The organism is Kitasatospora sp. NPDC059648, assembly GCF_042734825.1.
Taxonomy (GTDB): domain Bacteria; phylum Actinomycetota; class Actinomycetes; order Streptomycetales; family Streptomycetaceae; genus Kitasatospora.
Genome location: NZ_JBHWDU010000149.1, coordinates 1 through 10,457 on the forward strand (window position 1 = coordinate 1; position 10,457 = coordinate 10,457).

The 10,457-nt window shown below is 69.6% G+C and carries 6 protein-coding genes; 5 read left to right on the plus strand and 1 reads right to left on the minus strand.

All coding sequences use genetic code 11. The annotated features are described in order from the left end of the window. Window positions 1–871: 871 nt before the first annotated feature. The 4 genes from ACFV1W_RS38975 to ACFV1W_RS38990 all read left to right on the plus strand — a co-directional run bounded on the left by ACFV1W_RS38975 (window position 872) and on the right by ACFV1W_RS38990 (window position 7,914). Window positions 872–1,699: an FAD binding domain-containing protein gene (locus ACFV1W_RS38975; RefSeq protein WP_380422140.1), complete on the plus strand. Its 828-nt coding sequence runs from the start codon at window positions 872–874 to the stop codon at window positions 1,697–1,699. Next, window positions 1,696–4,413: a molybdopterin-dependent oxidoreductase gene (locus ACFV1W_RS38980; protein WP_380422142.1), complete on the plus strand. Its 2,718-nt coding sequence runs from the start codon at window positions 1,696–1,698 to the stop codon at window positions 4,411–4,413. Before ACFV1W_RS38975 ends, ACFV1W_RS38980 begins: the two co-directional genes overlap by 4 nt. Before the next feature lie 4 nt (window positions 4,414–4,417). Further along, window positions 4,418–5,407 carry an antibiotic biosynthesis monooxygenase gene (locus tag ACFV1W_RS38985; RefSeq protein WP_380422143.1) on the plus strand — a complete coding sequence of 330 codons (990 nt, stop codon included), beginning with the start codon at window positions 4,418–4,420 and terminating at the stop codon, window positions 5,405–5,407. 950 nt (window positions 5,408–6,357) lie between these two features. After that, entirely contained in the window at window positions 6,358–7,914 is a 1,557-nt protein-coding gene (locus ACFV1W_RS38990) for a protease pro-enzyme activation domain-containing protein (protein ID WP_380422145.1), read from the plus strand. 80 nt (window positions 7,915–7,994) lie between these two features. Here ACFV1W_RS38990 and ACFV1W_RS38995 read toward each other — a convergent pair whose 3' ends face one another. Next, the gene (locus tag ACFV1W_RS38995) at window positions 7,995–9,137 is read right to left on the minus strand and encodes a mechanosensitive ion channel family protein (protein WP_380422147.1); all 1,143 of its coding nucleotides are present in this window, start codon (window positions 9,135–9,137) and stop codon (window positions 7,995–7,997) included. A 641-nt stretch (window positions 9,138–9,778) separates the two neighbouring features. Between ACFV1W_RS38995 and ACFV1W_RS39000 the strand changes: the two genes are divergently transcribed. Further along, window positions 9,779–10,393, plus strand: coding sequence for a hypothetical protein (locus tag ACFV1W_RS39000; protein ID WP_380422148.1), 615 nt, complete (start codon window positions 9,779–9,781; stop codon window positions 10,391–10,393). Window positions 10,394–10,457 lie beyond the last annotated feature (64 nt).

Here is a 10,457-nt window from a genome sequence, read left to right on the forward strand (position 1 = left end):
CGGCGGGCACCACCGCGGCACCCAGGGCGGTCACACCGGCGGCGCCGGCGAGAATCACGGCAGAGGTGCGCATACGGAGCTTGAAAGCGGGCATGGAGAGCAAGACCTCAATCGGGTTGGGCCAAGTCGCCTCCCGTCCTGGACCGTGGCCGGACAGGGGCCATGACGGTCACGGGGCGCGACTTGGCAGTAAGCCGTTCACCGGCGGGACAGGAGCCGGTGCGGCTGACGACGAATGCCAAGTTGCCAGACCGCAACCGCCCCCGCCAAGACCCCCTCGCTACGACCCGCCGTCGTAGCCGAAGCGGCCGGCACCCCTTCGAGGGGCGGCATGCTCGACGCGCCGGTCCCCGCCGATCCCTCCCGGCCTGCGCGAATGCCCCAGACACCCGGCGAATAGTATTAAAAGGGTGCAAAACGGACAGTACTATCCGGCATCGTGTCTCACATTCCGATGTGAGGGCACTCACCCCCCAGCCCCCGCCGCCATCACCGACAACGCCACCCGCCGTCACACTGGGTCACCACGCCGGGGGCAGCACTGAGACCGCCGCCACACCGCGCCGACACGGGAGCGACGCCCAGGACACCTCCACGGCCGCCGCCGGATCCGCCTCCGCCACGCCCGCCACCGGACGTGGCTGAAATGGCGGGGCCGGCCCGCCCTGCATAGGCTCGGTAGGGAATCCGCGCGCATGCCCGGTCTTCCTGCGGCAGTGTCCGACAGCGGCGGCCGGGGTCCGATCCCGCCGCGCGGGGTTGCGCCGCTCCCGGTGCCGTCCTGGTCGCGAACGGCGGCACCGCTCCCCGGGTCGGTCGAGTTCGGTGGCGGTCCCTCGCGCGGTGACCGTCGTAAGGGAGATCGATTCCCGTGGATCTCAACACCATCACCGAAGTCGTCCGCCGCCCGCCGGATCGACCGGGCGTGGACTGGCGCGAGGGCGACGCCTGGCTCGCCGGGGGAACGTGGCTGTTCTCCACGGAGCAGCCGGGCCTGCGTCGCCTGATCGACCTGACGGCGTTGCGTTGGGATGCCCTCGTGCCGAGCGACACGGGCCTTGAGATCGGCGCCACGTGCACCATCCGTGATCTGTACGCCTTCGTGCCGCCGGACGACTGGATCGCGGGCGCTCTCTTCGCGACGAGCTGCGACGCGTTCCTGGCCTCGTTCAAGGTGTGGAACTCGGCGACCGTCGGCGGCAACATCTGCATGTCCCTGCCGGCCGGCCCGATGATCACGCTGACGGTCGCCCTGGAGGCGGGGTACGAGCTGTGGGCTCCGGACGGGTCCGCGCGCGTCGTCGATGCCCTCGACTTCGTGACCGGCGACAACCAGAACGTTCTGGCTCCCGGGGAGGTCCTGCGGCGCATCACCGTTCCGGCGCGCGCGCTGAGGAAGCGCACCGCGCACCGCCGCTTCACGCTGACCCGGCTCGGCCGTTCGACGGTCTTCCTCGTCGGCACGCAGTCGCCCGGCGCGGACGACCTGCTGCTCACCGTCACGGCCGGCACGACGCGGCCGGTGCGCCTCGCCTTCGACACCGTGCCCGACGCCCGCACCCTGCGGCAGAGCATCGACGTCGTCCCCGCCGACGTCTGGTTCGCGGATCCCAACGGGACCCCCGACCACCGCCGTCACCTGACACAGCACTTCGCCGAAGAGATTCGTCGCGAACTCATGGCTGGGAGCCCGGCGTGACCTACATCGTGAACGGCAGGCGGTTCGACGAGGAACCGGACCCCGGCCAGTGCCTGCGCACCTTCCTCCGCTCACTCGGCCACTACGGCGTCAAGAAGGGCTGCGACGCCGGCGACTGCGGTGCCTGCACGGTGTGGTTGGACGGCGCTCCGATCCACAGCTGCATCACCCCCGCGTTCCGCGCGGACGGTCGTGAGGTGACGACGATCGAGGGCCTCGGGTCACCCGGCGATCTGCACCCCGTGCAGCGGCAGTTCCGCGACGCCCCGGGATTCCAGTGCGGCTTCTGCACCGCAGGGATGATCATGACGTCGGCGGCGTTCACCGAGGCCCAGAAGGCCGATCTGCCAAGGGCGTTGAAGGGCAATCTCTGCCGCTGCACCGGCTACCGGGCGATCGAGGATGCCCTGAAGGGCGTCGCCGGTGTCGAGACGGCCGCCCCGGGGAAGGCCGTGGGGACGAGCGCCGGCCCGCCCGCCGCGGAGGAGGTGGTCACCGGCCGCGCCGAGTTCACGATGGACACCCGCATCGACGGCATGCTGCACCTCAAGGTGCTGCACTCGCCGCACGCGCACGCCCGGATCGTCTCGATCGACAGGACCGCCGCGCTCGCGGTTCCCGGCGTGCATCGCGTCTACACCTGGGAGGACGTGCCGCGCAGGCGTTTCACCACGGCGATCCACACGGACCACCTCGTCGACCCGGACGACACCTTCATCCTCGACGACACGGTGCGCTTCGTCGGCCAGCGGGTCGTCGCGGTGCTGGCAGACACGCCGGGAGCGGCCGAGGAGGGCTGCCGACGGGTCGCCGTCGAGTACGAGGTGCTGCCGGCCGTCTTCGACCCCGAAGAGGCGATGGCCGAGGGGGCGCCGCAGCTGCACGGCTCGCACGACCCCTTCGTCCGCGACCCCCGGCACAACATCCTGGTGGAACTCCACGAGCACATCGGCGATGTCGACGCGGGGTTCGCCGAGGCCGACGTGATCCACGAGGGCACGTACTCCTCACCGCGCGTCCAGCAGGCGCACCTCGAAACCCACGGCTCGATCGCCTGGATGGAGGACGGCCGCCTGAACGTCCGCACCAGTTCGCAGTCGCCGTCGATCGCGAAGGTCAAACTCGCCTACCTGTTCGCGCTGCGCCCGGACCAGCTCCGTGTGTTCTGCAAGCGTGTGGGCGGCGCCTTCGGCGGCAAGCAGGAGGTGTTCTCGGAGGATCTGGCCGCGCTCGCCACTCTGGACACCGGGCGGCCCGTCTGCTTCGAGTACACCCGCGAGGAGGAGTTCACCACGGCCTCGCCCCGGCATCCGATGACGCTGACGGTCAGGCTCGGCGCGAAGGCGGACGGGACGCTCACGGCGTTCCAGGTCCGCAACGTGTCGAACACCGGCGCTTACGGCAACCACGGCGGCGAGACGCTGTTCGCGGGTGGCGCGGCGGGCATGATCTACCGCTGTCCCAACAAGAAGTACGACGCCTTCGCCGTCTACACGAACACCGTTCCGAGCGGGGCGCTGCGCGGCTACGGGATGACGCAGCCGGCGTTCGCCGTGGAGTCGGCGATGGACGAACTGGCCCGCGCCCTGCACCTCGATCCGCTCGAACTGCGGCGGCGCAACATCGTGCGCCCCGGTGATCCGCTCGTCGCCCTGCACGAGGGCCCCGACGACCTGCTGTTCACCGAGGACGGGCTCGCGCAGTGCATCGACCTCGTGGACGACGCCCTGGCCCGTACGGCCGATCAGCCGTCCCCCGGCCCCGGGTGGCTCGTCGGGGTCGGCGTGGCGAGTTCCCTGCACGAGACCGCGCCCCCGACCGATCACATCTCGGAGGCCTGGGTCACGCTCGGCGACGACCTCCGGTACGAGCTGGCCGTGGGAACGGTCGAGTTCGGCCAGGGCACTCCCACCGCCCATGTCCAGATCGCGGCCAACCAGCTGGGCACGACGCCGTCGCGGATCCGCCTGGTGCAGTCCGACACCGACCGCACGGGCTTCGACACCGGCGCCTTCGCGAGTGCGGGCCTCTTCGTGGCGGGCAACGCGGTGCTCCGGGCGGCCAACGCCGTACGCGACCGGATCCTGGAGTTCGCCGCCGCCCACACGGGCGTCCACGTCGTGCTGTGCTCGATGGACGACGACGGCGTCGTGTGCGGCGACCGGCGGGTGACGCTGGCCGAGCTCGTCGCGCTGGCCCGCGCACGCGGCATCCGCTTCACCGCCGCCCGCAAGGCCTACGGCTCCCCCCGAAGCATCGCCTCCAACACGCAGGGCTTCCGGATCGCCGTCCACCCCGTGACGGGCGAGATCCGCATCCTCCACAGCGTCCAGGCGACCGACGCCGGCGCCGTCATCAACCCCGCGCAGGTCCGGGGACAGGTGGAGGGCGGTGTCGCCCAGGGCATCGGCTTCACACTGACCGAGAACTACCTCGTCGACGCCGACGGTGTCATGGTCAACCCGAACTTCCGCAACTACCGCATCCCCGCCTACGCCGACATCCCCCGTACCGACGTGCTCACTGTGGCCTCCTCGGACTCGGTCGGACCGATGCGCTCGAAGGGGATCGCGGAGTGCTGCATCAATCCGGTGGCCCCCGCGCTGGCGAATGCGCTCCACGACGCCACGGGCGTCCGGTTCCGCGCGCTGCCCCTGACCCCGGAACGGATCTACGGCCGGCTCAACGAGAGCCGGACGGTGCCGACGGCCTGAGCACATGACCACGGACAGGCACCCGGACAGCGGCCGGCACGGGGACGCCGCGGCAACGGCGATCATCGGCCAGAAGGTCCTGCCCGGACTGGACCGGGAGTTCGAGACGTGGCAGGAGGACGTCAACGCCGCCGCCGCCCGCTACGCCGGGTTCATCAGCGCCGAGATCTGCCCACCGACGCCCCGGCAACCCGACTGGGTCGTCGTCTACCGGTTCGACTCGATCGCCCACATGCAGGTGTGGATCAACAGCGCGACCCGGCAGCGCTTTCTCGATGCCGGCAGCAAGTACTTCGACGGCCCGGCGACCCAGCAGGTCGTCACCGGCGGCACTCGGACAGCGGACCCGCTGGTGACCGTGGTGGTCACCCATCGGGTCGACCCGCGCCGCGTCGACGACTTCCTGGCCTGGCAGGAGCGCATGAGCCAGGAGGAGAGCACGTTCGAGGGCTTCCGCGGAACCGAGCTCTTCCGCCCGATCGAGGGGCTTCAGGACGAGTGGACCACGCTGTACCGGTTCGACACCGCCGAACACCTCGACGCCTGGCTGACGTCGGCCAAGCGGCAGGAACTCCTTACCGAGGGCGAGGAGTTCAACGCCTTCGAACTGCGCACGATCGACAACTCGTTCGGCAGCTGGTTCGCCTTCGAAGGCGACCACCGGCAAGCGCTGCCCCCCTCGGAAACCAAGACCGCCGTGGCGGTCTGGGTCGGCCTGTACCCGACCGTGGTGCTGCTGACGCTCGCCCTGTCGCCGCTGAAGATGCCGCTCTGGCTCGGGCTGCTGGTGGGCAACCTGCTGTCGAGCTTCATCATGAGCTTCTTCACGATGCCCTACTACGTGAACCCGCTGCTCCGACGGTGGCTGCGGCCGTCACCGGACGAACCCGCGGCGAGGACCAACCTCGTCGGCCTCGGCATCGTCGCTGCGGTGATCGCGTTCTGGGCCGTCGTCTTCTACCTCGTGACGACCCGGTTCTGGTCGCTGCCCTGACCCGGTTCAGGATCGATCACAATCCGTTAAAAATTCCGAGAAAAGTAGCTACATGTAATACCCGGACAGGCGGCGCAACATCCCCTTGAAGATGCACCGCCAGGGTGCGAGACTGGCGACGAGGCCAATCGAACGCAATGTACCGCGAAAATTGGCAGCACGTCAGGCGACAGCCGGTCGCGAAGGCTGTGCTGACGTCGAGCGCCGACATCGCGCGCCATGGAACCGAGGAAGTGATGTCATGGCGCCGTACGCGAGTCGGAGTCACGGGAACGCCGTCACAGTGGAGCCGCCGGAGGGCCTCGCGCGGATCGGACGCTCCGGGCGGGGTTGCGACACGGCCGTCAACGCCGGGAAGTCCAGCTGGTTTCGCATCACCGTCCCGACACCGGTGATCGTCAACCACCCCGCACGCTACCGCGGAAAGTCTCTGTTCTCTTCATGACCGACCCCGGTTTCGGCCGGATCCGCACCTTTCACGCAGGGGACGGATCGGAGACTATTCAGCAATTCAATGATCTCGCATTCGAAACGGAACATCCGACTGGGCTCGACGGGCGGAACACATTCGTTCTGGACCAGCCGCACACGGTGAGCTCCGACATCGGAATTTCTCTCCTCCGCGTCGCGGCGATCGGCTTCGACACCCCGGTCGCACCGTCCCGTCTCATCGGCAGGACGGCGGGCGGCGACTTCACCGCGCGAACGTATCCGAACTACCCGAACTGCCTTAATTGCCTCATAACGTCCACGTGCTGCTGGCTGTCGGTCACCCGCCGATCCTTCCAGCGCCGGGCCGGACGACGGCCGCCAGGACGGACAGGGTCGCCGGTGCGAAGCCTGGAGGCCGTGGGGATCGACGACCCGCTGGACATCTTCGAGTGGTCGACGCCTGGCCGTGAGTCGACGTCAGGGGGCTGTCGAGCACCAATCGGCCCAAGGAGACGACGATGACTGAGCAACATGTGGTGCTGGAAGGAAGCAAACGGCCCTCCATGGCCGATGCGACCCGAGTGGCGGACGCGGACGCCCAGGCTCCGGTGAGCGTGACCGTCACCCTTCGCGGGAAGGTGGTCACCGATGACCGGATCCCCCGCGAGCGGCGTGAGGACGCCGAGAAGACCAAGGCCGTCCTGGAACGCTACGGACTCACGGTCGACGAGGTCCGGCTCCAGCCCGGCAGTGTCGTGGCCAGCGGCCCGGTGAGCGCCATGAACGCCGCCTTCCAGACGGACCTCGGCATCTACCGCAGCCCCGAGCAAGGCGAACTCCGCGCCCGCGAGGGCGTGTTGAAGATCCCGTCCGAGCTAGCAGGGGTCGTGACCGGTGTCTTCGGCCTGGACGAGCGGCGGGTGGCACGGCGGGCCGCCACACAGGCCACGTCTACTGGCGTCCAAGGACCGTTCACGCCGGCAGACCTCGAACGCCACTACGACTTCCCGGACGGCCTCGGGGAAGGCCAGAAGATCGGGATCGCCGAGTTCGCCCCGTGCGGCTACTTCGGCAACGATCTGCAGGCCTTCTGCGACAGCCACAACCTCCCCGCACCGCACGTCGATCTCGTGCCCCTCGGCTTTCAGCCGCCCCAGACCCTCCACGCCGTCCGGCAGCTCTCACCGCAAGCCGAAGACGGCGCGGGCGAGGTGATGATGGACGTGGAGATCATCGCCGGCCTCTGCCCGGCGGCCCAGATCCCCGTCTACTTCGTCCCATGGACCCAGAAGGGATGGATCGATCTGATCGACCAGGCCATCGCGGACCGGCCGGTGACTCTCTCGGTCAGTTACGGGCTCATGGAAGCGGATCCCCAACTCTCCCCAGCCGCCCGTGACGAGGTCTACAAGCGCCTTGAGGGTGCGGCAGGCCTCGGGATCACCGTCTGCGTCGCCTCCGGTGACGACGGAGCCGGGGCTCAGGTCGAGGACGGCGCTGCCCACGTCAGCTTCCCGTCCAGCAGCGAGTTCGTCCTCGCCGTCGGCGGCACCGAGATCAGCTCCACCGGCCAGGAAGTGGCCTGGTGGGAAGCGCCGGGTCGCCGAAACGGCGGCGGCGGCGCGAGCGGGGGCGGCGTCAGTGCCATCGTCGGGCCCCCGCAGTGGCAGAAGAACATCGACGTGGCACCACTGAACGGGAACGCCCCCAGAGGGCGGGTCGTACCGGACGTGGCCGCGCTCGCCGGCGCCCCCGGATACGACTTGTTGTTCGAGGGTCAGCCCCAGGCCCTCGGCGGCACCAGCGCCGCCACCCCGGTGTGGGCCGCACTGATCGCCCGCGTCGACGCCGCACTGCCGGCCGGCAAACGGCAGCGCTTCCTCACCCCCCTGCTCTACAGGAGCATCAACGGGCAGACAGTCGGCCAAGCCGTCTGCCGCGACATCTCGACCGGCCACGACAACGGATCCGATCCCCCGTCGCCGGGATACCCGGTCAAGACCGGTTACGACGCCGTCACCGGCTGGGGCATCCCGGGCGGCACCGCGCTGGTGAAGGAACTGCAGAGCATCTAGTACTCCCACCTTCGACGACCTCTACGAAGTTGGCTCCGAACGCCAGGGACGCTCGCTGATCATCACCGGCAACCGGGCACTCAGCGACTGGTATCCCCTCTCTCCCCGCGCCGGCTACCGCCGCCGGTCCGAAGCACCTCGGACGCCTCTTCCCACTGGTGCGGAACCGGCGGGAGGGGCGACGGTGCGCCAGGCCCGTCCTGCTGGAGCGAGACCGTGCGCGTGGGCGCGGGGATCGAGATGCCCTCCGTCCGGTACCGCTGGTGCAGGCGCTTGATGAACTCGTGCTTGATCCGGTACTGGTCGCTGAACTCACCGACGCCCAGGATCACCGTGAAGTTGATCCTGGAGTCGGCGAAGGTGTGGAAGCGGACGGCGGCCTCGTGGTCGGGCACGCCACCGCTGACGTCGGCCATCACGCTGTCGACGACATCGAGGGTGACCCTCTCCACGTGCTCCAGGTCGCTGTCGTAGCCGACCCCGACCTGGACCAGGATCGACAGCTTCTGCTCGGGCTGGGAGTAGTTCGTCATGTTCGTTCGCGCCAGGCGGCCGTTGGGGATGATCACCAGGTTGTTCGACAGGTTGCGCACCACGCTGTTGCGCCAGTTGATGTCGACGACGTATCCCTCCTCCCCGCTGGTGAGCCGGATGTAGTCACCTGGCTGGACCGTCTTCGAGGCGAGGATGTGCACACCCGCGAAGAGGTTGGCGAGGGTGTCCTGCAACGCCAGCGCGACCGCGAGACCGCCCACCCCGAGGGCGGTGACCAGCGGGGCGATGGACACCCCGAGGGTCTCCAGGGCCACGAGGACGCCCATCGACAGCACCACGACCCGGGTGATGTTGACGAAGATGGACGCGGACGCCGCGACGCCCGTGCGGGACGCGGCCACCGACTGCACCAGGCCGGCCACCACCCGGGCCGCGCTGAGCGTCGCGATGACGATGAGCACGGCCGTCAGCGACTGGCCGACCAGCGCCCCGATCCGCGCGGTGAGCGGCAGGGCCGAAGCGGCCACCTCGGCCCCGGCGACCACGGCCGCCCAGGGGAGGATGGTGCGCAAGGCGTCGACGATGACGTCGTCCCCGCTCCACTTGGTCCTGCTGGCGTGCTTGCCCAGCCATTTCATCAGAGCCCGCAGCACCAGACCGGCCACACAGCCGGAAGCCAGCGCGATGCCGGCCACCACCCAGTCGTGCAGGACCAGGTCCCGGGTCACCGTCCCGCCCCCGCAGCGTGGAGGGCGGGGCAGAGGGCCGTCGTCGGCCGCCGTACGTGCTGTGTCGTCACCTTGTCGCCTGTCAGGTCGTGTTCGTGTGCAGCTTCGCTGGATCGGATGCCCGGATCCGAACGGACTGCCAATCCTGCCCCATCGCCCGGCTGCCGCCACAGCCGGAACCCCGGCCTTCCGGTCCTCGACTCGCCCGCCGATAGTGCGGTGCCCGGTCGGGAAGCGCCGGGGTCAGGGGCCGAGCCGGTCTGGCACAGCGATTCCGGGAGACCCATGCGACATGGGGCTGTCGAAGCGCTCCGACCCGGGCCCCTGGGCAACCTGGACGACGCCGGGCGCCGAGGTACGGCTACGGCCGGTCGTCCGAAGCGGTCCTCGGACGGTGGGCGCGCACAACGCCTGCACCGGACTCGGCAGACGGTGGCGGCGACGACGATCGGCTGACATGAACCGGAGGAACCGCGCACAGGTGCCTAGACGGCGGTCGGCGGGATGATCAATCCGGGATGGAGCAGAGAGCTGACGGGTCACCGTGCGTGCTAGAACCTTCGACGGCAGTGAACGCTCACCCGCGACTGCCGCCGTCAGTACGTGCATCCGTTCGGCCACTCCTCCACCGAAGGTGAACCATGACCGTCGCACGAACCGCACGCTCCGTCAGGTCCGCCCTGCTCGCGGCCCTCGCCGCGCTGGCACTGCTGCTCTCGGGCGCGGCCGCCACCACGCCCGCCTCCGCCGCCACGACCACCACCACCGGTCTGGACGGCGTCTGGGCCTGTGACGTCCCGGCCGGCTACGTCTACGACCAGGTGTCCATGAACCGCAGCTGCAGCGGCGGCGGCTCGTGGAACTCGCCGCAGTTCCACCTGCGTACGCCCGTCGACGGGCTGACCGCGTGCATCAGCACGCCGGCCTTCGTCTACGACTCCGTCTCCTGGGGCTACGCGTGCAGCCAGCAGTCCGGTGTGATCTCCAACGCCTACCACCTGCGCACCCCGTACGACGGCCTGACCGCCTGCGTGGGCACCCCCGCCTTCACCTATGACTTCGTCGGCCACAGCACCTCCTGCAGCCTGTCCTACGGAAGCGGCATAACCTCCACCACCTTCCACCTCCGCACGCCGGTCAGCGGCATGTGGGCGTGCGACGTCCCCCGCGGCTGGACCTACAGCGCCACCACCTCGAACCTGGACTGCGCCAGCATCCAGGGCGTGCCGACCACCAAGTTCCGCCTGGTCGGCTGAGTCCGGGCAGAACCCGTGGAACAGGCGGGGGGGCCCCCCCCCGGCGGGGGGGCCCCCCCCCCCC